Annotated in this window: 24 protein-coding genes; 12 read left to right on the forward strand and 12 right to left on the reverse strand. The window is 31.4% G+C overall.

The window, feature by feature from the left end; all coding sequences use genetic code 11:
- Positions 1 to 14 precede the first annotated feature (14 nt).
- The 11 genes from tgt (at position 15) to pyrF (ending at position 9,981) form a co-directional block, all read left to right on the forward strand.
- Positions 15 to 1,145, forward strand: coding sequence for a tRNA guanosine(34) transglycosylase Tgt (tgt, locus tag BFJ87_RS04155; protein WP_077400356.1), 1,131 nt, complete (start codon positions 15 to 17; stop codon positions 1,143 to 1,145).
- Between the two features lie 3 nt (positions 1,146 to 1,148).
- Positions 1,149 to 2,228 (forward strand): LptF/LptG family permease, encoded by a 1,080-nt coding sequence (locus BFJ87_RS04160; protein ID WP_077400359.1) that lies wholly within the window; start codon positions 1,149 to 1,151, stop codon positions 2,226 to 2,228.
- Entirely contained in the window at positions 2,215 to 3,111 is an 897-nt protein-coding gene (locus BFJ87_RS04165) for a DMT family transporter (RefSeq protein WP_077400362.1), read from the forward strand. The genes BFJ87_RS04160 and BFJ87_RS04165 overlap by 14 nt, the downstream gene beginning before the upstream one ends.
- 115 nt (positions 3,112 to 3,226) lie before the next feature.
- On the forward strand, positions 3,227 to 4,405 hold the full coding sequence (locus tag BFJ87_RS04170) for an AIR synthase related protein (RefSeq protein WP_077400365.1): 1,179 nt from the start codon (positions 3,227 to 3,229) through the stop codon (positions 4,403 to 4,405).
- A gap of 50 nt (positions 4,406 to 4,455) precedes the next feature.
- Positions 4,456 to 4,902: a QcrA and Rieske domain-containing protein gene (locus BFJ87_RS04175; protein WP_077400368.1), complete on the forward strand. Its 447-nt coding sequence runs from the start codon at positions 4,456 to 4,458 to the stop codon at positions 4,900 to 4,902.
- A gap of 28 nt (positions 4,903 to 4,930) precedes the next feature.
- Positions 4,931 to 5,365 (forward strand): thioredoxin family protein, encoded by a 435-nt coding sequence (locus tag BFJ87_RS04180; protein ID WP_077400371.1) that lies wholly within the window; start codon positions 4,931 to 4,933, stop codon positions 5,363 to 5,365.
- Positions 5,362 to 6,354, forward strand: a complete 993-nt coding sequence (locus tag BFJ87_RS04185) for an FAD:protein FMN transferase (RefSeq protein WP_171974464.1) — start codon at positions 5,362 to 5,364, stop codon at positions 6,352 to 6,354. The genes BFJ87_RS04180 and BFJ87_RS04185 overlap by 4 nt, the downstream gene beginning before the upstream one ends.
- A gap of 9 nt (positions 6,355 to 6,363) precedes the next feature.
- Positions 6,364 to 6,573 carry a DUF4266 domain-containing protein gene (locus tag BFJ87_RS04190; RefSeq protein ID WP_077400377.1) on the forward strand — a complete coding sequence of 70 codons (210 nt, stop codon included), beginning with the start codon at positions 6,364 to 6,366 and terminating at the stop codon, positions 6,571 to 6,573.
- A gap of 10 nt (positions 6,574 to 6,583) precedes the next feature.
- Entirely contained in the window at positions 6,584 to 7,864 is a 1,281-nt protein-coding gene (locus tag BFJ87_RS04195) for a DUF3570 domain-containing protein (RefSeq protein ID WP_077400489.1), read from the forward strand.
- A gap of 90 nt (positions 7,865 to 7,954) precedes the next feature.
- On the forward strand, positions 7,955 to 9,031 hold the full coding sequence (gene prfA / locus BFJ87_RS04200) for a peptide chain release factor 1 (RefSeq protein ID WP_077400380.1): 1,077 nt from the start codon (positions 7,955 to 7,957) through the stop codon (positions 9,029 to 9,031).
- A 128-nt stretch (positions 9,032 to 9,159) separates the two neighbouring features.
- Positions 9,160 to 9,981 carry an orotidine-5'-phosphate decarboxylase gene (gene pyrF, locus BFJ87_RS04205; RefSeq protein WP_077400383.1) on the forward strand — a complete coding sequence of 274 codons (822 nt, stop codon included), beginning with the start codon at positions 9,160 to 9,162 and terminating at the stop codon, positions 9,979 to 9,981.
- On the opposite strand, the gene BFJ87_RS04210 is transcribed toward pyrF, so the two are convergent.
- Positions 9,973 to 10,167: a hypothetical protein gene (locus BFJ87_RS04210; RefSeq protein ID WP_077400492.1), complete on the reverse strand. Its 195-nt coding sequence runs from the start codon at positions 10,165 to 10,167 to the stop codon at positions 9,973 to 9,975. The two genes, pyrF and BFJ87_RS04210, sit on opposite strands and share 9 nt — an antisense overlap.
- A 199-nt stretch (positions 10,168 to 10,366) precedes the next feature.
- Between BFJ87_RS04210 and BFJ87_RS04215 the strand changes: the two genes are divergently transcribed.
- Positions 10,367 to 11,146, forward strand: coding sequence for an alpha/beta fold hydrolase (locus BFJ87_RS04215; protein ID WP_077400386.1), 780 nt, complete (start codon positions 10,367 to 10,369; stop codon positions 11,144 to 11,146).
- A gap of 217 nt (positions 11,147 to 11,363) precedes the next feature.
- On the opposite strand, the gene BFJ87_RS04220 is transcribed toward BFJ87_RS04215, so the two are convergent.
- From BFJ87_RS04220 to BFJ87_RS04270, 11 genes are all read right to left on the reverse strand, one after another.
- The gene (locus BFJ87_RS04220) at positions 11,364 to 12,068 is read right to left on the reverse strand and encodes a DUF4197 domain-containing protein (RefSeq protein ID WP_077400388.1); all 705 of its coding nucleotides are present in this window, start codon (positions 12,066 to 12,068) and stop codon (positions 11,364 to 11,366) included.
- 96 nt (positions 12,069 to 12,164) lie between these two features.
- A complete protein-coding gene (locus tag BFJ87_RS04225; protein ID WP_077400391.1) occupies positions 12,165 to 12,767 on the reverse strand; it encodes a short chain dehydrogenase in 603 nt (200 codons plus the stop codon).
- Positions 12,768 to 12,783: 16 nt separating this feature from the next.
- Positions 12,784 to 13,047, reverse strand: a complete 264-nt coding sequence (locus BFJ87_RS04230; protein WP_077400394.1) for a CBU_0592 family membrane protein — start codon at positions 13,045 to 13,047, stop codon at positions 12,784 to 12,786.
- A 59-nt stretch (positions 13,048 to 13,106) separates the two neighbouring features.
- Complete coding sequence (locus tag BFJ87_RS04235) at positions 13,107 to 13,409, reverse strand: ArsR/SmtB family transcription factor (protein WP_077400397.1); 303 nt, start codon at positions 13,407 to 13,409, stop codon at positions 13,107 to 13,109.
- A 61-nt stretch (positions 13,410 to 13,470) separates the two neighbouring features.
- Complete coding sequence (locus tag BFJ87_RS04240; RefSeq protein ID WP_077400401.1) at positions 13,471 to 14,358, reverse strand: hypothetical protein; 888 nt, start codon at positions 14,356 to 14,358, stop codon at positions 13,471 to 13,473.
- 51 nt (positions 14,359 to 14,409) lie between these two features.
- Positions 14,410 to 16,668 (reverse strand): FUSC family protein, encoded by a 2,259-nt coding sequence (locus BFJ87_RS04245; protein ID WP_077400404.1) that lies wholly within the window; start codon positions 16,666 to 16,668, stop codon positions 14,410 to 14,412.
- A 104-nt stretch (positions 16,669 to 16,772) separates the two neighbouring features.
- Positions 16,773 to 17,528, reverse strand: coding sequence for an aspartate/glutamate racemase family protein (locus BFJ87_RS04250; RefSeq protein WP_077400407.1), 756 nt, complete (start codon positions 17,526 to 17,528; stop codon positions 16,773 to 16,775).
- Positions 17,529 to 17,587: 59 nt separating this feature from the next.
- Positions 17,588 to 18,256, reverse strand: coding sequence for a haloacid dehalogenase type II (locus tag BFJ87_RS04255; RefSeq protein WP_077400410.1), 669 nt, complete (start codon positions 18,254 to 18,256; stop codon positions 17,588 to 17,590).
- A gap of 7 nt (positions 18,257 to 18,263) precedes the next feature.
- A complete protein-coding gene (locus BFJ87_RS04260; RefSeq protein ID WP_077400413.1) occupies positions 18,264 to 19,343 on the reverse strand; it encodes an L-dopachrome tautomerase-related protein in 1,080 nt (359 codons plus the stop codon).
- Positions 19,344 to 19,346: 3 nt separating this feature from the next.
- Positions 19,347 to 19,991: a DsbA family oxidoreductase gene (locus BFJ87_RS04265; protein WP_077400416.1), complete on the reverse strand. Its 645-nt coding sequence runs from the start codon at positions 19,989 to 19,991 to the stop codon at positions 19,347 to 19,349.
- Positions 19,992 to 19,994: 3 nt separating this feature from the next.
- Positions 19,995 to 20,309 (reverse strand): EthD family reductase, encoded by a 315-nt coding sequence (locus BFJ87_RS04270; protein WP_077400419.1) that lies wholly within the window; start codon positions 20,307 to 20,309, stop codon positions 19,995 to 19,997.
- Between the last annotated feature and the right edge of the window lie 32 nt (positions 20,310 to 20,341).

The raw sequence follows: 20,341 nt of genomic DNA on the forward strand, positions 1-20,341 counted from the left end.
AAATACTATAGTTTTTGAAATTTACATTAGAAAAAAAGGATCCGCAGAGTAAGGCACGTGCCGCTACAATGGTTACAGATCATGGTGTTATAGAAACACCTATTTTTATGCCAGTTGGTACAGTTGCGTCTGTAAAAGGGGTTCATCAGAGAGAATTAAAAGAAGAAATAAATCCAGATATTATTTTAGGAAATACATACCATTTGTATTTGCGTCCTAAACTAGATATACTTGAAGCAGCCGGTGGTTTGCATAAATTTATGGGCTGGGATCGTAATATTTTAACAGATAGTGGTGGTTACCAAGTATATTCTTTATCTGCAAATAGAAAAATAAAAGAAGAAGGTGTAAAGTTTAAATCTCATATAGATGGATCTTACCACTTTTTTACTCCAGAAAACGTAATGGAAATTCAGCGTACTATTGGCGCAGATATTATTATGGCTTTTGACGAGTGTACACCTTACCCTTGCGACTATAATTATGCAAAGCGCTCTATGCATATGACGCACCGTTGGTTAGACCGTTGTATGAACCACTTAGAAAAACTACCTTTTAAATACGGATACGAACAAACATTTTTTCCTATTGTACAGGGGTCTACATATAAAGACTTACGTAAGCAATCTGCAGAATACATTGCAAACGCAGGTGCAGAAGGTAATGCTATTGGTGGTTTGTCTGTAGGTGAGCCAGCTGAAGAAATGTACGCAATGACCGAGGTTGTTTGCGATATTTTACCAGAAGAAAAACCAAGATATTTAATGGGTGTTGGTACACCAATTAATATTTTAGAAAATATTGCTTTAGGTGTAGATATGTTTGACTGTGTAATGCCAACACGTAATGCACGTAACGGTATGTTATTTACGGCACACGGTACTATTAATATTAAAAATAAAAAGTGGGAAGCAGATTTTTCTCCTATTGATGAAATGGGAATTACATTTGTAGACACAGAGTATACAAAAGCTTATTTACGTCATTTATTTGCAGCTAATGAATATTTAGGTAAACAAATTGCGACCATACATAATTTAGGTTTTTATTTATGGTTGACTCGTGAAGCTAGAAAGCATATTATTGCCGGAGATTTTATAGAATGGAAAAATATGATGGTAAAACAAATGGATAAAAGATTGTAATAGTTGAGTATACTAGATAAATACATATTAAAACGCTACCTGCTTACCTTTGCGGTAATGCTATTGTTATTTGTGCCAATTGGTGTAATGCTAGATTTGGCAGAAAAAATAGCAAAAATGGTGCGTAATGAGGCGCCAACCTTAGAGATTTTAGAGTATTACATGAACTTTATTATCTATATAGGTAGTTTGTTATTTCCTATATTTTTGTTTTTATCTATCATCTTTTTTACATCTAAACTCGCCTCAAATACAGAAATTGTAGCAATATTAAGTTCTGGTGTCTCTTTTGGTAGGTTTTTAAGGCCTTATTTTATGGGTGCTACCATTATTGCAATACTAATGTTTGTAATGGCAATGTTTATTGTTCCCAAAGCCAGTTTAGACTATCATGAGTTTATATTTAAATACCTTAAAAAAGGTAAAAAGTTTCAGGAGACAACTAACATATATAATCAATTAAACGAAAACGAGTTTTTATATATTAGTAGTTTTGACCCTAACAGGCAACTTGGTAGTAATTTTGTATTAGAACATTTTGATAATGATGATAAATTAGCATACAAACTTACTGCATCTAGTATAAGGTGGATACCTAAAGATACTCTGTATAGATTAACAGGATATACTTCTAGGACTATAAAAGGTAAGGTAGAGGTAGTTGAAAAAAAGAGTAGGTTAGACACTATTTTAAATTTTAAAATAGATGATTTAACTCCTGTAAGTTATGTAGCAGAAACTAAAAATATTTTTGAATTAAATAAGTTTATTGAAGATCAGCGTAAAAAAGGGGCATCTAATATAAACACCTATGTAATGGCTAAGTACAAACGTTGGGCTTTGCCAGTTAGTGCTTTTATATTAACACTAATTGCAGTATCTGTTTCTTCAATAAAACGTAGAGGTGGTATGGGAGTTAACTTAGCTTTTGGAATTGTAATTGCCTTTGTTTACATATTTTTTGATAGAATTTTTGCTATTCTTGCAGAAAAGGCTGGTTTGTCACCCTTAATAGCAATCATAGTTCCTAACGCAATATTTGCAATCATTGGCTTATACTTGTTAAAAAATGCTAAGCGATAAATTTAAAAATTACCTGCACTTACATTTTATAGTATTTGTTTGGGGCTTTACAGCTGTTTTAGGTAAGTTAATAACTATAGATGCCTTACCGTTGGTATGGTATCGTATGTTTTTTGCAGCTCTTTTTGTGCTACTATTTATATTTGTACGTAAGAACAAATTAAAAGTTAGTCGCAAAACTTTATTGTTACTACTTGGTACTGGTGTAATAATAGCCTTGCATTGGGTAACTTTTTTTTCCTCTATAAAGGTGTCTAATGTCTCTGTAACCTTAGCAACCATATCATCTGGAGCATTTTTTGCAGCCATATTAGAACCAATTTGGTACAAACGCAAGGTTATTTGGTATGAGATTATTTTTGGACTTATAGTTATTGGCGGTTTAGGACTAATATTTAATATTGATGCATCATACAAAGAAGGTATTGTACTAGCATTAATTTCAGCATTTTTAGCAACAATATTTTCTTTAATTAATGGTAAGCTTATAAAAGAGCAGAAACCTTCAATTATTTCTTTTTATGAGCTTGGTGCGGGTGTAGTGTTTTTATCAATTTATATGCTTTTTCAGGGTAATTTAGGGCAAATAAATTTTCAACTATCAGTGTCAGATTGGATTTACATTCTAATACTAGCATCATTTTGTACTGCATATGCCTTTATTGCATCGGTTAAAATAATGAAATTTTTAAGTCCGTATACCGTAATGTTAACTACAAACCTAGAGCCTGTTTATGGCATTTTATTAGCATTTATAATTTTTGGAGATAGTGAAAAAATGGATCCTATGTTTTATTTAGGAGCATTTATTATTTTGATAACAGTAATTGCAAATGGCATTTTAAAAAACAGAACAGCTAAAAAAAAAATTAAAAGCAGCTAATAAACAAGTTGTTGTTTAACTTTTTTAGGTTATAAACTATCTTTGTTGATATCTACCAAAGTTTATTGCTGCTAATTTTATGGATTACATTATTTTTGCCTCAAAGTAAAAAAGTATGAGTTCATCTAATAGCGAAAGGTATAACCAAAGAGGAGTTTCTGCATCTAAAGAAGATGTGCATAATGCCATTAAAAATATAGATAAAGGTCTTTTTCCTAAAGCATTTTGTAAAATTGTTCCAGATTACTTAACTGGCGATAAAGAGCACTGCTTGGTAATGCACGCAGATGGTGCAGGTACAAAATCTTCTTTAGCCTATATGTATTGGAAAGAAACAGGAGATATTTCTGTTTGGAAAGGCATAGCGCAAGATGCTTTAATAATGAATATTGATGACCTTATATGTGTTGGTGCAACAGATAATATAATGTTGTCTTCTACCATAGGAAGAAATAAAAACTTAATTCCGGGTGAGGTTTTGTCTGCTATTATTAATGGTACAGAAGAACTTATAAATGATTTAAAAAATCACGGAATTGTAATACATTCTACTGGTGGAGAAACTGCAGATGTAGGCGATTTGGTACGTACTATAATTGTAGATTCTACCGTAACAGCAAGACTTAATAAAAAAGATGTTATAGATAATGCCAATATTAAAGATGGTGATGTTATTGTAGGTCTTGAGTCTTTTGGACAAGCAACTTATGAAACCGAGTATAATGGTGGTATGGGAAGTAACGGACTTACCTCTGCAAGACACGATGTGTTTTCTAAATACTTAGCAGAAAAATACCCAGAAAGTTTTGATGCTGCTGTACCTGAAGATTTGGTATATTCTGGCGCTGTTAAATTAACAGATACTGTAGAAAACTCTCCTATAGATGCCGGTAAATTGGTATTGTCGCCAACTAGAACTTATGCACCTATTATTAAAAAAATATTAGAAAAGTATAATGCTACAGACATACATGGTATGGTGCATTGTAGTGGAGGAGCACAAACAAAAATTTTACACTTTGTAGACAATTTACATATTGTAAAAGACAACCTTTTTCCTGTGCCACCTTTATTTAAATTAATACAAGAACAGTCTAAAACAGATTGGAAAGAAATGTACCAAGTTTTTAACTGCGGTCACCGTATGGAATTGTACGTAAACCCAGCTGTAGCAGAAGATTTAATTGCTATTTCTAAAAGTTTTGGTGTAGATGCTAAAATAGTTGGTAAAGTAAAGGCTAGTGCAACTAAAAAATTGACTATTACTAGTGAGTATGGAACTTTTGAGTACTAACTAACAACAATTTTTACCTTTTAACCGTTGTACTTATAAAACAACTAATTATGGAAAGAAAACAGTTTTTAAGAACCTTAGGTGCAGGTGCGGCTTTTGCTTTAACGTTTCCTTGTTTAGGTGGGTGTTCTAGTGATAGTGATGGTAATGAAGGTGATAAGAAAGAAATACCAACAGGTGTAGATTTTACTTTAGATTTAGAATCAGATGAAGCATCTAATCTGCAAACAAATGGCGGTTTTATTTTAAAGAATGATGTTGTAGTGGTTAAAAATTTAGAAGGTGAGTTTGTAGCTGCTACTCAAATTTGTAGTCATGAAAATTATGACCAAGTACGTTTTGCAAATGTAGATGGAGGTATATTTTATTGTGATGTTCACGGTTCTAGATTTAGTCAAACTGGTGAACCGTTAAACCAAGTAGATAGTAAAGCGGCAAAACCATTAAAAGTGTACCAAACAACCCTAACAGGTTCTACGTTACGTGTATTTGAATAGTTACCAGTATTTTGAGGCTTAAAATAATATGAAAAATTTAATTTTAGCATTATTTGTTTTCTGTACATATACTATTACGGCACAGGAGTGGAGTAGTAGTTTTAACAGTGCAGTAGAAAAAGCCCAAAAAGAAAATAAATTGGTTTTATTGGTTTTTTCGGGGTCAGACTGGTGTGCACCTTGCATAAAGCTAGATGCCGAGATTTGGCAATCATCAGAATTTAAAGAATACGCAAAAAAAAGCTTAGTTCTTTACAAAGCAGACTTTCCTAGAAAAAAGAAAAATAAACTTTCTAAAGCTTTAAGCTTAGCAAACAAAGAGTTAGCAGATACGTATAATCAGCAAGGATATTTTCCGTTGGTTGTGTTGTTAGATGGCAATAAAAATATTTTAGAAAAATCGGGATATAAAAACATTTCTCCTTCAAAATATATAGCGCATTTAACTACTTTTGTTAAGTGAAAAAAATAATATTCCCCCTGTTTTGTTTTTTTGTATTACTTACAGTTGCACAAGAAAAACACATAACTGCCCACAGAACTGTAAAATTAATGGGCAATAGATTTGATTTTACCATTGTTGCTAAAGAAACAGCAACAGCAAATGCTTATATAGATGAATGTATTGCAGAGGTAAAACGAATAGAAAAAATAATATCTTCATGGGATGCAGAGTCCCAAACTACACAAGTAAATAAAAACGCAGGTATTGCCCCTGTAAAAGTTGCTCCAGAACTTTTTGGATTGGTAGAGCGTGCCATACAAATATCTAAAGTAACAGATGGAGCTTTTGATATTACATACGCTGCTTTAGATAATGTTTGGAAATTTAATATAAATATGGAGTATTTGCCTACAGATACTCAGGTTGCAAACTCAATTGCAAATGTAGGTTACCATAATATTGTTTTAGATAAAGAGCAACAAACTATTTATTTACCTAAAAAAGGAATGAAAATTGGCTTTGGAGCCATAGGTAAAGGTTTTGCGGCAGATAAAGTAAAGGAATTAATGGTAAGCAAAGGTGTAGTTGGTGGTATTATAAATGCATCTGGAGATTTAACCACATGGGGAACACAAGTTAGTGGCAAAAAATGGCTTGTAGGTATTAGTAACCCTTTAGATGCAAAAAAAGTATTTTCTTGGTTACCAATTGTAGATTCTTCGGTAGCCACGTCTGGCAATTATGAAAAATACATCATTTTTAAAGGAGAAAAATACTCCCACATTATAGATCCAAGAACAGGTTGGCCTTCTAAAGGCGTAAAAAGTGTTTCCATTTTTGCAAAAAAAGCAGAATTGTGTGATGCACTTGCAACATCAATATTTGTAATGGGAGTAGAAACTGGTATGTCTGTTATAGAACAACTAAATGGGGTAGAGGTTATTATTGTAGATAAAAACAACCAAATACATAAAAGTAAAGGCATTACCTTTCAAAATAATTACTAATTTTAGACTATGAGAAATTTTATACTTCTTTTTGGTTTAATAATAACCGCTACATCTTGTGTTACCGTAAAAGGTTATGATAAGGTTTACCTTAATGATGAAGAAATGACCCTTTCAGCAAAAAACATAGAACGTTATGAAACCAATTTTCAGGTGTATAGAGAGTCTGCTTCTGGTGCTAACGGTGGTAAAACAGGCGGTGGCTGTGGCTGCAATTAAAAATAAAATAATGCAAAAGGTTTTTCTGCTATTAACGTTGTTATTTTCTGTTCTTATTTACGCACAAGAAGAAGCTACTTATACCAAACGTGTACTAGAAGATACAGAGGTAGATTTACTTTTTAGTTATTATGACCAAGATGGTAAAAATGCAGCAGTAACTGGCGGCGAGGGAACACAAGAGCTAACAGACGTTACATCTACCATTGTTGTAAAAATGCCCTTAAATAATGATGATGTACTAACTGTGGATGTTGGTATTTCTGCGTACACCTCTGCTTCATCTAGCAATGTAAACCCTTTTGATGGTGATATAACAAAAAGAACAAGTCCTTTTAACGCATCGTCTGGAGCATCAAAAAGTGATAAATTAATACATATTAAAACCAATTACGAACATAGCTCTAAAGACAGAAACAATATTATAGGAGCAAGTTTGTATGCAGCTAATGAGTATGACTATAGTTCTCTTGGTTTGGGAGTAAATTATGCCTATTTATTTAATGAAAAAAACACAGAACTATCTATATCTGGGCAGGTATATTTTGATACTTGGAAACCGCAATATCCGGTAGAATTAAGAGATGGTTTTTTTGATAGCAGAGTTACAGGTAACGGAACATACAGCCCTAATTTTACAGCATTTACAGATAAAAACAGAAACACATATGCTGTTTCTTTAGGCTTGTCACAAATACTGGGTAAAAAAGTACAAGGATCAATATTTGCAGATGTTATTGTGCAAAGCGGATTGTTAAGCACTCCTTTTCAGCGTGTGTATTTTGGAGATGTAAATGATTTTTATATTGATGATTTTCAACTAGCTGATGATGTAGAAATTTTACCAGACAATAGAGTTAAAATTCCAATAGGAGGTCGTTTAAATTATTATGTAAACGATGCTTTAGTGGTACGTACATATTACCGTTATTATGCAGATGATTGGGGAATTAATTCTAACACAGCAAGTATAGAGCTGCCTATTAAGCTAAATACAGTTTTTACTGTATACCCAACCTACAGATTTTATAACCAAACTGCCGCAGATTATTTTTACAAAAAAGAAGAAGCTGTCTCTACTTTAGATTACTACACATCTGATTATGATTTAAGTAAGTTTATAGCTCACCAATATGGCGCAGGGTTACGCTACAAAGATATTTTTGCAAAACAACGTATTTTAGGCTTTGGTTTAAAAGCTTTAGATGTAAGAGGAACAATGTATAACAGAGATAACGGTTTAGACTCTTTTATTGTTAGTTTAGGAGCAACATTTGTTAATGTTAACTAATAATTAGCTCTTTTTTCTTGTGATGACAGTTTTGTTGTTTATAAATCTTTAAAAATATCGTAAATTCGCAATCCAAGCGAAGCACGGATTATGATTGACAAATTAAATATAGTAAAACAACGTTTTGATGAGGTATCGGATTTAATTATCCAGCCAGATATTATATCAGATCAAAAGCGCTATGTAGAGCTCAATAGAGAATACAAAGATCTTAAAAAGTTGTGTGACAAAAGAGAACTTTATCTAGAGTACACCAACAATATAGAGGAAGCTAACGAAATTATTGCAGACGGTAGTGATGCAGAAATGGTAGAGATGGCAAAAATGCAGCTTGAAGAAGCCAAAGCAGGTTTACCACCTTTAGAAGAAGAAATTAAACTATTACTAATACCAAAAGACCCAGAAGATTCTAAAAATGTTGTGGTAGAGGTTAGAGCAGGTACTGGTGGAGATGAAGCTAGTATTTTTGCAGGTGATTTGTTTAGAATGTACACTAAGTATTGTGAGTCTAAAGGTTGGAAAACTAACGTTATAGATTTAAGTGAAGGTACTAGTGGCGGTTATAAAGAAATTCAGTTTGAAGTTACTGGAGATGAAGTATACGGAACATTAAAGTTTGAAGCTGGTGTACACCGTGTACAACGAGTACCACAAACCGAAACTCAAGGAAGAGTGCATACAAGTGCGGCAACAGTAATGGTATTACCAGAAGCAGAAGATTTTGATGTACAAATAGATCCTAAAGATGTACGTATAGATTTCTTTTGTTCATCTGGTCCAGGTGGGCAGTCTGTAAACACAACATATTCTGCCGTACGTTTAACTCACGTACCAACAGGTTTAGTTGCACAGTGTCAGGATCAAAAATCGCAACATAAAAACAAAGAAAAGGCATTTAGAGTATTACGTTCTAGATTATATGATTTAGAATTGGCTAAAAAGCAAGAAGAAGATGCTGCTAAACGTAACTCACAAGTTAGTAGTGGAGACCGTTCTGCAAAAATTAGAACCTATAACTACCCACAAGGTAGAGTTACGGATCATAGAATTGGGCTAACTCTTTACGATTTGCAGAATATTATAAATGGTGATATTCAAAAAATTATTGATGAATTAAGACTTGTTGAAAATACAGAGAAACTAAAAGAAGCATCTGAAATTTTCTAGTAAAACATAATTCTAAAAAAAGAAGAGATTTTGTAAGTTGATATATTGATGAATGAAGAAGTTCTGATTCAAAAAAAATCAATTGCAAAATCTTTTTTTATACACTTAAGTCAAAAAATAATACACAAATGACAACAGAACAGTTAGTAGCGCAAATACACAAGAAAAAGTCTTTTTTATGTATAGGTTTAGATGTAGACATAACTAAAATTCCGGAACATTTATTAAAGGAAGAAGATCCTATTTTTGCCTTTAATAAAGACATTATAGACGCTACCCACCATTTATGTGTAGCTTATAAACCTAATACCGCTTTTTATGAAGCATATGGTATAAAAGGTTGGATGGCTTTAGAAAAAACAATTAAATACCTAAACACCAATTATCCAGAAATATTTACAATAGCAGATGCTAAACGCGGGGATATTGGTAATACATCTACAATGTATGCTAAAGCATTTTTTGAGGATTTAGCATTTGATTCTGTTACTATTGCGCCATATATGGGAAAAGACTCTGTAGAGCCTTTTTTAGCCTTTAAAAACAAGCATACTATACTTTTAGCCTTAACATCTAATGCTGGTGCTTTTGATTACCAAACAAAACTTGTAGATGGTAAAGAGTTGTATAAGCAAGTTTTAGAAACATCTAAAACGTATAAAGGAGCAGAAAACTTAATGTATGTTGTAGGAGCAACAAAAGCAGAGTATTTGTCTGAAATTAGACAAATAATACCAAATAGCTTTTTGTTAGTGCCAGGAGTAGGAGCCCAAGGAGGTAACCTTGCAGATGTTTGTAAATATGGGATGAGTAGTAATGTAGGTTTACTAATAAACTCATCTAGGGGTATAATATATGCAAGCAGCAATTTAGATTTTGCTAAAGCCGCAGCAGAAAAAGCATTAGAGTTACAAGAACAAATGCAAGTAGAACTAGAAAAACTATACTAGTTTTTCTAAAGTTTTTCTAGTTTTAGTTGCTTTAACCTGTAAAAACTCGGCTAATTTAGTGTTGCTGTTTCCTATTTGTGCAGCCATCTCAATAAAAGAGTTGTATCTGCGTTCTAATAAAGAAATCATATTTTCTTCGTTAGTTAAAGGAGTAGTTGTGCCTACTTTGCAATATTGATTTTTCATAGCTAATGTTTTGTTCTTTACAAAGATACGTTTCAAATTGTGGTTTTGGTTCACTAATAAAGTGGTGTATGGCTAATAAATTGGTAATTTATCTTTTTTTTAACTTTAATTACTGAAAATCCTAACATTGTGATACAAACAATACATATAATTCATATTTTTACGCACTTATTACGTCATCAATCAATACAAAAATATATTGCTTAACTACACAACTTATAGACATAAAACTTCAAAAAAATGGGTTACGTTTATACACGGAGCAGGAGGTAGTTCTTCAATCTGGTTTAAACAAGTAAGAGCATTTAAAAGCAAGTTTAATATTCTACTAATTGACCTTAGAGGACACGGCGGGTCTAAACATAGTTTTAAAGATGTGTACGACAAAAAATACACCTTTAATTTTTTAACTGAAGATATTGTTCAGGTTTTAGAATTTGAAAAAGTTGATAAATCGCACTTTATAGGTATTTCTTTAGGAACCATTTTAATTAGAAATCTTGCAGAAAACTATCCAGATAGGGTAGAGAGTATGGTTTTGGGTGGAGCCATATTAAAGCTAAACTTTAGATCACAGGTTTTAATGCGTTTAGGAACCATTTTTAAGTCTGTGGTACCTTATTTATGGTTGTACAAGTTTTTTGCTTTTGTAATTATGCCAAATAAGAACCATAAAGAATCTAGATCTCTTTTTGTACGTGAAGCTAAAAAATTATATCAAAAGGAATTTATACGCTGGTTTAAGTTAACTGCTGATATAAACCCATTATTGCGTTTTTTTAGAACTAAAGATATTAAGATACCTGCTTTGTATATTATGGGGCAAGAAGATTATATGTTTTTACCTTCTATAAAAAAAGTTGTAAAACAACATACAGCTTCAGAATTGGTAGTTATAGAAGATTGCGGACACGTTGTAAATGTAGAACAGCCAGACATTTTTAACGAGAAAGTGATAAATTATATAGCATCGTTTTAAATACAAACTATTACAAAAAATAAAAACCGGTGCTCCCACCGGTTTTAAACTAACTAACTCAAAAAAATACTAACTCAATTTTTTTACAAAAATCGAAAATTTTGTAATATCCACGGTTAACTAAACATTAATAATAAGTTAGATAACTCGTTTCATATTTACATAACGTCCTTATTTTTAGATTATTGTAAAGTTGTAATAAAAATTAGTAATATTTTTAATCTTGTAAGGCAAATACTTTCTTAAGAAGATCTGTAGACCTAGAAGATACTTTATTTCTTATTTCTTTTTCTTCAACAGCAATCATAGTAAAAACACCTTCTAACGCCTGTTGTGTAACGTAATCTGTTAAATCTGGATTAACAGGTTGTACTAATGGAATATTGTTGTATTTAGTAATTAACTGCGTCCAAATTTTATCTGCGCCAACTTTAGAAAAAGAGTTTTTAATTACAGGATTAAATTTGTTATAAAGTGCAGTTTCTGTATTTGCAGTTAAATATTGTGTAGCAGCATTGTCTGCACCAACTAAAATATTTTTAGCGTCTGTAAAACTCATATTTGTAATAGCATCTACAAAAATAGGAGTAGCTTCGCCTACAGCATCTTCAGCAGCTCTGTTAATAGCTTTTAAACCTTCATCTGCTAAGTTGCCTAATCCAATTTTACGCAAAGTGTTGTCTACTTTTTGTAATTCTTCTGGTAATAAAATTTTTACCAGTTCATTTTTATAGTAGCCATCTTCTAATGTAAGTTTACTAACTTGCTTTTGTACACCTTGGTTAAGAGCAGCTGTTAGGCCATTAGCAATTTCTTGGTTGCTTAACACCGCGCCGCTTTGTGGTAATTGATTTACTACTTGTTGTAACTCTGCACAACTAACTAAGTTAAATAGAACAATTACCAAAAGTAATTTTTTCATAATATAAATGGTTTGTGTTTGTAATGTACCTTTTTTAGGTACTGCAAAAGTACTAAAAGCCTTGAGTTTTTTACTGTATTTAGTCTTTTTTTAACCTTAATTGTATAATCTTATTATTTCACCATTACGTTTACCTTTTACGCTTCTTACGTAAGCACCAACAAGTTTATTCATTGGTGTTGGCATATTTCCAGGAAAAAAATCTTTGTACTTTTCATAAGCATCTTCTACTACATTGGCAGATACCGCATTAACTCTAATACCGTTTTCTATTTCTAAAGCTACAGCCATAACAAAACTATGTATAGCTCCATTTACCATTGCTGCACTAGTTGTTTTAACAACAGGATCATCTGCCAAAATACCAGTAGTTAATGTTATAGAACCATTTTTGTTTACATAATTTTGGCCAATACGTACAAGGTTTACTTGTCCCATAAGTTTACTATTAAGTCCAATGCGGTAGTCTTCTTCAGTTAATTTGGCAAATGTATCCCATTTTGCTTCACCTGCAATGGCTATAATTGCATCTAGTTTTCCTGTTTTGGTAAACATTTTTTTTATAGAGGTGCTATTTGCAATATCAACAGTTACATCTCCGCTTGTTCTACCAGCAACAAGTACTTCTGCTTCATTTTTAAAATGTGCTGTTACTTTTTTACCAATTGTTCCATTACCTCCAATAATTAAAATTTTCATATCAACTTATTTAAAATTATACATTTCTTTTTTTACTAGGCGTATTGTTTTTTCGATTTTTATAGATCGTTAATGTAGCTATTATGCTCCATAATAAATTGGTTACAAATGGTGGAATTGCATTGTAATAGTAGCAATTTAGAGCAATAAAAAGTCCGCCTATTAAATTAAGGTACTTTCCGTAGTCTATGTATCTTTTATTTTCTAAAAGGGTAAGTGCATAAGCCAAAATAATAAAAGCAGAGCCAGACCAACCTAAAATATCTATTACGGGTTTCATTTTCTTATGTTTTTATATCTATATATCTATATATGTCTATATGATTATGTAAAAAAATACTAACTAATAAAGTTAACATACTCTTTAATTGTTTTTTCATTGCGCTTAAAATAAGCCCATTTACCGTGTTTGGTAAGTATTAATAGTCCGCATTTTTCCATATTTGTTAAATAGGTAGATATTGTAGACTGAGACAAACCAGATTTTTCTTGTATATAGGTAACACAAACCCCATCATTAAAATGTTTTAGCGTTTCGTGAGGCGGAAAATTCGCTTCAGGTTTTTTTAACCACTCCATAATTTGCATTCTGGTTTGGTTAGACAAACATTTTCCTATTTCTGTAGCCAATTTGATATTCATACTTCAAATATATCTATAATTCTAGATATATAAAAATGATAAATTAAGTTTAACCAAATTTTTAACAAATAGGCTCCCAGTAATTTGCGTGTAGTAAAAAGTTTTTAAACGTAATAGTTTTAGGTTTATCTCCTTTTTCTTTTATAAAAAATGCAGCTTTTTCTTTATCCCAGCCTAAAATTATATAATTATGCTGGATGTTTACATAAGCTTGGTAAATGTTTTTTAACTCTTCAAAAATACCAGCTAATTCTTTAGAGCTACTAAAATCATTATCAGTAATACTAGTATTTATAATCTTTAAGTCTTGTTTGGCAATGCTATCAATATTACCAGATATTAAATAATCTATAGTTTTACTATTTGATATGCTACTTACTATTTTTTTTAAGTTTGATATAGATTTTGGTGTAGCATTGTTTTGACTGTAACCATACACCCAAGCACTATTTTTATTAACATTTAAACCTAGCGGAATAAGCTCTGGTGTTACTTTAATATCAGTTCCTTTTATAGGAATTTTAAAATTTAAATAATAAGCAGGATGTTTTAAAAATGGAATTATTTGTGAAGATGAAAAAGTGCTAAAACCAAAATTATTTGGTAAAATTTGTTCCATTTCTTTATCTGAGCTCACATTTTTTGTCCAACTACAAACGTTTTCATTTGTTTTTAACAGAGTATAATTCTTGTTAGCATCTTTAAACACTGCAACTACAGCGCTGCAGTAACAACCACAAGTAGGGTATGTGCCACAAACTTCTAAATAACCATTTTTGGTGTCTTCTATAATTTCTAAATTGTTTTTATCTTTTTTATTTAAATTCTTAAAATTTGAAAAACAACTTTCTACGTTTTCCCAAAGTAAATTTTTTAACTCTTTATGTTCTTGCGCCCAAATACAATTAGATAATACTAAGAAACAAATTGTAAAAACATATTTTTTCATACACCAAAGTTTAGTTGTTGTAATTTATTTAAATATAACAAATTAAAGTCATTATTTAAAAACATCGGTATATTTAACCGTAACCTTTCTAAGGTTTTCAGATAAAGTTTTAAGCCAAATTAATTGGTTACTTATTAAATGTGATTCTTGTAAATTAAGTAGCGTGTCTTTATCTATTTCAGTTTTTCCGGCTTTAATATCTTTATCTCTAGCCAATGCTAAAGCATCAAAATCTTTTATAAGTTTTTGTTGCGCTTTATTTACGTGTGGTTCTTCTTCATCTGCAGTAAAATTTACTTGCTCTAAAATTAAAGCAGAATTTTTTAGAGAGTTATTTATGCTGTGTACTATAATGTCAAACTCCTTAGAAGCAGGTGTAGTTTTGTGGTTTAAAATATAACTACCTACAGATGCTATTGCAGATAACATTGTGTGGTTTAAGGTAACAATATCATAAATTAAAACAGATTGTTTTTGCTTAGACTTAGGATCTTGTGTTAATCTTTGAAAAGCAGCATTTAAATTGCTCATTGCTAAAAAAGCTTCTTTTCTGTACACTTTATATTCTAATGAATTACTTTCTTTATTATGATACAATTTTTTAGTAGCCTCTAAGTAATCTCTATTACTAAGTATAACCTTTAAAATAACGGTATCTAAATTTTTATACTCCCAGCTAGGGAAAACAATATAGTTTGCCAACAATGCAATGCCGGCTCCTATAATAGTATCTATTACGCGGTACTGAATTACGGAAAATGCATTAGGGTCTAACAAAGCATACACAAAAACAATGTTTAAGGTAATAAATGCCGCACCAGCTTTGTAACTTTGTTGTATTAATGAAAAAGCAAAAGTTAAAGATAACACTGCCAAAACCATATAAATAATGGTGTTTTGTGTAATAAGTACAATTATTGTGGCAATTATAGCGCCAATAATAGTACCAATTATACGGTTTTTAGAGCGTTCTTTAGTTAAACCGTAATTTGGTCTCATAATTACAATAATGGTAAGCACAATCCAATAAGCATTTTTAATGTCTAATACACTACCAATTGCAAATCCAAATATAATAGCTAATGATAGTCTTAGTGCGTGCCTTAGCATAGGAGACTTTAAACTAAAGTGTTGTAAAAGAATATTAAACTTATACTCTTGTAATGTTAAAAACTGTTTAGACTCCTGTGTTTTTAATAAAACTTTAGATACGTTTTCTGAGTTGTTTAAAACACGTCTAATAGCCTTAATTTCTGCTAAAAGTTGTTTTTGATAATCGTGTAAGTTGCGCAGAGTTATTGCCCCATCTCTAGCTTTTGGGAGCTTAATTTCATCTACATATGCATTAATTGATTTATTACACTCTTTAAGTGTTTTATTTAAAGAAGAAATTTCTGGTAATTTTCCTTTTTTTAGAAGTAGTTCTGATAAAGCAATAAGGTGATTTCCCATTACTTTATTCATTTTTTTAAAAGATTTTAAGTGATGCTTTTGAAGCTCAAAAAGAGAATCTATTTTAGAATAATCTAAGTTATTGGCAAGAGCAAGCTCAAAAACATCTACCAATGAAATAAAAATAAGTAGTCTTTTTTCATTAGATAAAGATCTACCAGATCGTTTGCGGTCTTTTAATAGAAGTTCCCTTAAAGTTTCGTGTTTTTCGCTAATTTGTGTTTGTATAACAAGTGCCTTTGTAGAGAATTTATCTCTTTTTGTAGGCTTAGTTAAAAGTTTAGCTCTAATTTTTAAGTACTTGCCGGTTAGGGCAGAGGTGTCAGACAATAGCTGGTCTACATCTTTTTTTGGAGAAATCCACCCAGATATTAAAGAAACTACCAAATACCATAAGCCACCAATACCTAATAATGCTATGTGTTGCCAAATTTCTGTGGCTTCTGTTTTTTTTACGGCCAATGCCAATACAATGGCTAACAAACCAGAAAAAGAAACCAAAGAGGCTCTAAAACCATAAGCAGAAATTAGGGCTATTATAAAACTTAAAATTGCTATAGCTATAAGTAGCAATGTAAAAATAGGCTTGCTAAAAAGGATTAGTATGGTAACAATTAAAGTTAGAGCAATACTAATTAAAATACCATTAATTTTGCGTTTTAGGCTTCCAGGAACATCACTTGGAGCATTTAAAAAAGCACCCAAAACTATAGAAGGCGCATACTCCAGTAGTCCTATTAAATAAAAAAAGGCTAACGGAATAACAACAGATATAGTAAGTACAATACCTCTATAAAAGCTAGATCCCTTTAAAAAGAGTTCTATAGTTTTTAAATACGTTGTAATTTTCTTTTGCATTAATAGCAAAGATAGTCTAATTGTTTTTTAGCTATTTTACTCTTAATGTTAATTAAAAAGCAACTAATTATTAGGTTTTACAACGCTTAATTAGGAGTATTTAATTAAGAATTTTGTTCTTTGGTTTTTCTAGACTCTCTAATTAATGCGCCTGCCAATACTGTAGTAGCGTCTATAATTAAACTATCTTCAATTTTGGTATCCTGTATAGCAAGCGGAATTTCTGTACAACCTAATATAACAGCCTGCGCACCTTTTCTGGATAAGTAAGTTGCAGCCATATTAAGGTTTTCTTTGGCTTTTTTATTTACAGGATTAGAAAAAGCTTTTATACCATAGTTGGCATCATATATAGAAGGATGAACAAACAAATTTTGAATGTCTTCTGAAGGTTGAATCACCTCTATATTATATTTAGCTAAAACATCTGGGTATACTTTTGCTAAAATAGTACCAGTTGTACCTAAAACACCAACTTTTTTTATTTCTGGATGTTTTGTAGCTATATACAACCCAACTTCTTCTATAAGATTTACTAGCACACAAGATTCTGGTATGCTTTTTTCTATTAAATTAAAAATTGGTTTAGCGTGTGCTGTATTACAAGGAATTGCAATAATATTAGAACCACTAGCTATAAGTGTAGCTATAATTTCTGATATGGCTATACCAGGATTTACAGTAGTTTCACCTAACAAATATTTTGTACGGTCTATTATTTTGTGTGGTACAGACAACATAGAAACCGGTAAATGTTCTTGGTCAGATTTTGCTTCTGTTAAATCGTACACCTTTTTAATTAAGTCTATACCTGCGTAACTGCCTACACCGCCTACAATACCAATTGTTTTATTAATCATAGCTAAAAAATTAAGAGTGTAAATAACAGTAATATTTACTGTACTAGTTCTAAAAAAAACTATAAATTTTTAGCCAAATCTGTTAACTTATGTATAGTGGCTGTAGGTGTAATTCCCCAAGGATCCATAATAGCATCTGGTGTACGTTGCACCCAAGCAGAGTGCATACCAAACATTTTAGAGCCAATAACATCAAAGTTATTACTAGATATTAACCAACTTTCTTCCTTTTTAGCATTGGTACTTTCTAAAAAATAGTCATATACAATAGGACTAGGCTTAAATATTTTTACGTGTTCAACACTAATTATAGCTTCAAAATAATTAAAAATATTGGCTGTTTTCAGTAATTTGGTAACGGCTTCTTTACTACCATTAGAAAAAGCAAATAATCTGTGTCCTGCAGTTTTTAAATCTATCAATGCATCTTTAACATCATCAAAGGCGGGTAACACAGTATATTCATTTAAAAGAGCCTCTTTTTGCTCGCAGCTTAAAGTAATTTTAAATTTTTTACATGCAAAATTTAAGGCATTGTCTGTACATACAGAAAAATCTGTGTACTTATCCATTAAACCTCTTCTAAATGAATACTCTAATTGCTTATCTCGCCAAGTATCCATAAATGGTTTGGCGGTATCTTTCCCCAATAGTTTTTCTAAAGATACAAGCACTGCAGAGGTATTAATAAGTGTGCCATATACATCAAATGCTAAAGTATACTTCATATCTTTTTTATTGGTGTAATTCTATTTTATAAACTGTAAAATTCATTGCAGATATATCTGCACTAACTTCATTAATTCTAGAATTGGTATAGTATAAATAGTTATTATAAATACTAAATGTGTCTGCCCATTTTACATCTTCCCCCTCTATTAAAATATGTACACTACCATCTGGTTTCCGATACATAATTTTATCATTTTCTAAATCAGCATAATACAAATAGCCTTTTTTGTCAAAAATCATTCCGTCTGGAGCGCTAGTTTTGGCTTCAAAAGTGACTTCTTTTTCTAAAGCTACACTATCTTTTAAAATTAGTGCAGCAGTTGGTATGCTGTACAAACTATAACCAGTAAGAGCGTGGTAATATAATTTATCATTTATAGTATCTAGAGCAATGCCATCAGAATGTACCGTATTTGTCCATTTTTTAGAGTTAAAGGTCAAAAAATTTACTTCTGCTTTTGTAGAAGAATGATTGTCTAAAACTCTTGTAAATTTTTCTGTTTTTAAATCTAAAATTACTAAGCCAGGGTTTCCAGAATCTGTAAAGTATATTTTATTTTTTTTATGATCTATTCTTAAATCATTTATGTAAGAGTTAGGGTGATAAGTGCCTTTTTGTAAAATATAGGTATGCTCTAAATTTTTGGTGTTTACATTAAACACAAATACTCTTGGCGCATCTAATACCTCTTGAAAAAGTGGACTTCTGGTATCTAAAACATATAAAAGATTGTTATAAGCAACAACAGACTGTACACCCACAAATTTGTTAGGAGAAACTACATCTCCAACCTCCCAAGAATTCCATTCTTTGTTAGGAAAAGGTAGGTTGTTATTATTTACAACTTCTAGTACAGAACTGTTTACACCTTTTCTCCATCTGGGAAAGTTTACAAAAATACGCCCCTTGTTACTTACCGTAACACCAGTAACTTGTTGTCCTTTAAAAGAGGCAACTTTAATAGGTGTGTTAACAGTAGTATTGGCTGTGTTTAATAAACTATCATTGGTGGTATTAGATTTTTTTTCTTTACAGGATATAAATAAAATACAAATTACAATTATGTAGCTTAGTTTTTTCATTGTTTAAGATTCTAATAATTCATTTAATACTTGTTTATAAACAGCTACAGGTTGCGCACCTGTTAATGCACTTTTGCGGTTAAAAACTACTGTAGGTACAGAGTTTACCCCTAAACTTTTCCAGTAATTTTCCTCAGACCTAACCTTGGTTCTTAACTCTTCATTATCTAATAAAGTAAAAGCTTTTGTAGCGCTTAAGCCAACAGCTTCTAGTTCTTGTTTAAGAATGTCTCTGTTAGATACATCTTTGCGTTCGCCAAAAAATGCATTCATTAAACGCATTTTTAATTCAGTTTGTTTGCCATTGGTCTTTGCATAATCTAACAATACATGTGCATTAAAAGTATTTGCCATACGCATACCCTTAAAATAATCAAACTTAAAACCAAGTTCCGCCCCAAAATCTGTCATACGCTCCTGTGACTCTTTCTGCTGTTCTGGTGTAGAGCCATATTTTTCTGTAATATGTTCTTCTACATCCTGACCTTGAGCAGGCATATTTGGGTTTAACTCAAAAGGTTGCCATTCTATTTCTATCTTATCTGCAATATCTAGTTCTTTTATTGCTTGTTCTAGACGTTTGTATCCAATGACGCACCAAGGGCAAACCACATCAGAAACAAGATCTATTTTTATCTTTTTACTCATAATTTAAAATGTAACCAGTTCACTAATTTGTAATTCTCCTTGTACATTGCTGTAGTTTTTTACATCATCTGCAAAAGTTTTAGCGTGCGGGCCAAAAGACTCTTGGAAAGTCTCAATACTATCAAACTTTAAATGTGCAATTGCTACATAAGGAGCAGGTTCACCAGGAACTCTGCTAGCTATACCTAAGTCTAGTTCTAAATCTTTTAATGCGCTACCAACAGCTTTTGAAACCATAGGCAAGTGTGTGTTTTTATAATATTCTGTATCAAACTGTACATTTTTAGTGTTTGGATACATTACAGATACTTTTATCATAATTTTTTATTTGTTTTAAGCACTAAAAAAGT

Source organism: Cellulophaga omnivescoria (assembly GCF_001999725.1).
GTDB classification, from domain to species: Bacteria; Bacteroidota; Bacteroidia; order Flavobacteriales; family Flavobacteriaceae; genus Cellulophaga; species Cellulophaga omnivescoria.

Bases quoted from the DNA above. Each gene is read 5' to 3' on its own strand.
- BFJ87_RS04165 (WP_077400362.1), top strand. From the start codon at position 2,215: ATGCTAAGCGATAAATTTAAAAATTACCTGCACTTACATTTTATAGTA.
- BFJ87_RS04170 (WP_077400365.1), top strand. From the start codon at position 3,227: ATGAGTTCATCTAATAGCGAAAGGTATAACCAAAGAGGAGTTTCTGCA.
- BFJ87_RS04175 (WP_077400368.1), top strand. From the start codon at position 4,456: ATGGAAAGAAAACAGTTTTTAAGAACCTTAGGTGCAGGTGCGGCTTTT.
- BFJ87_RS04180 (WP_077400371.1), top strand. From the start codon at position 4,931: ATGAAAAATTTAATTTTAGCATTATTTGTTTTCTGTACATATACTATT.
- BFJ87_RS04190 (WP_077400377.1), top strand. From the start codon at position 6,364: ATGAGAAATTTTATACTTCTTTTTGGTTTAATAATAACCGCTACATCT.
- BFJ87_RS04195 (WP_077400489.1), top strand. From the start codon at position 6,584: ATGCAAAAGGTTTTTCTGCTATTAACGTTGTTATTTTCTGTTCTTATT.
- prfA (WP_077400380.1), top strand. From the start codon at position 7,955: ATGATTGACAAATTAAATATAGTAAAACAACGTTTTGATGAGGTATCG.
- pyrF (WP_077400383.1), top strand. From the start codon at position 9,160: ATGACAACAGAACAGTTAGTAGCGCAAATACACAAGAAAAAGTCTTTT.
- BFJ87_RS04210 (WP_077400492.1), bottom strand. From the start codon at position 10,167: ATGAAAAATCAATATTGCAAAGTAGGCACAACTACTCCTTTAACTAAC.
- BFJ87_RS04220 (WP_077400388.1), bottom strand. From the start codon at position 12,068: ATGAAAAAATTACTTTTGGTAATTGTTCTATTTAACTTAGTTAGTTGT.
- BFJ87_RS04225 (WP_077400391.1), bottom strand. From the start codon at position 12,767: ATGAAAATTTTAATTATTGGAGGTAATGGAACAATTGGTAAAAAAGTA.
- BFJ87_RS04230 (WP_077400394.1), bottom strand. From the start codon at position 13,047: ATGAAACCCGTAATAGATATTTTAGGTTGGTCTGGCTCTGCTTTTATT.
- BFJ87_RS04235 (WP_077400397.1), bottom strand. From the start codon at position 13,409: ATGAATATCAAATTGGCTACAGAAATAGGAAAATGTTTGTCTAACCAA.
- BFJ87_RS04240 (WP_077400401.1), bottom strand. From the start codon at position 14,358: ATGAAAAAATATGTTTTTACAATTTGTTTCTTAGTATTATCTAATTGT.
- BFJ87_RS04245 (WP_077400404.1), bottom strand. From the start codon at position 16,668: ATGCAAAAGAAAATTACAACGTATTTAAAAACTATAGAACTCTTTTTA.
- BFJ87_RS04250 (WP_077400407.1), bottom strand. From the start codon at position 17,528: ATGATTAATAAAACAATTGGTATTGTAGGCGGTGTAGGCAGTTACGCA.
- BFJ87_RS04255 (WP_077400410.1), bottom strand. From the start codon at position 18,256: ATGAAGTATACTTTAGCATTTGATGTATATGGCACACTTATTAATACC.
- BFJ87_RS04260 (WP_077400413.1), bottom strand. From the start codon at position 19,343: ATGAAAAAACTAAGCTACATAATTGTAATTTGTATTTTATTTATATCC.
- BFJ87_RS04265 (WP_077400416.1), bottom strand. From the start codon at position 19,991: ATGAGTAAAAAGATAAAAATAGATCTTGTTTCTGATGTGGTTTGCCCT.
- BFJ87_RS04270 (WP_077400419.1), bottom strand. From the start codon at position 20,309: ATGATAAAAGTATCTGTAATGTATCCAAACACTAAAAATGTACAGTTT.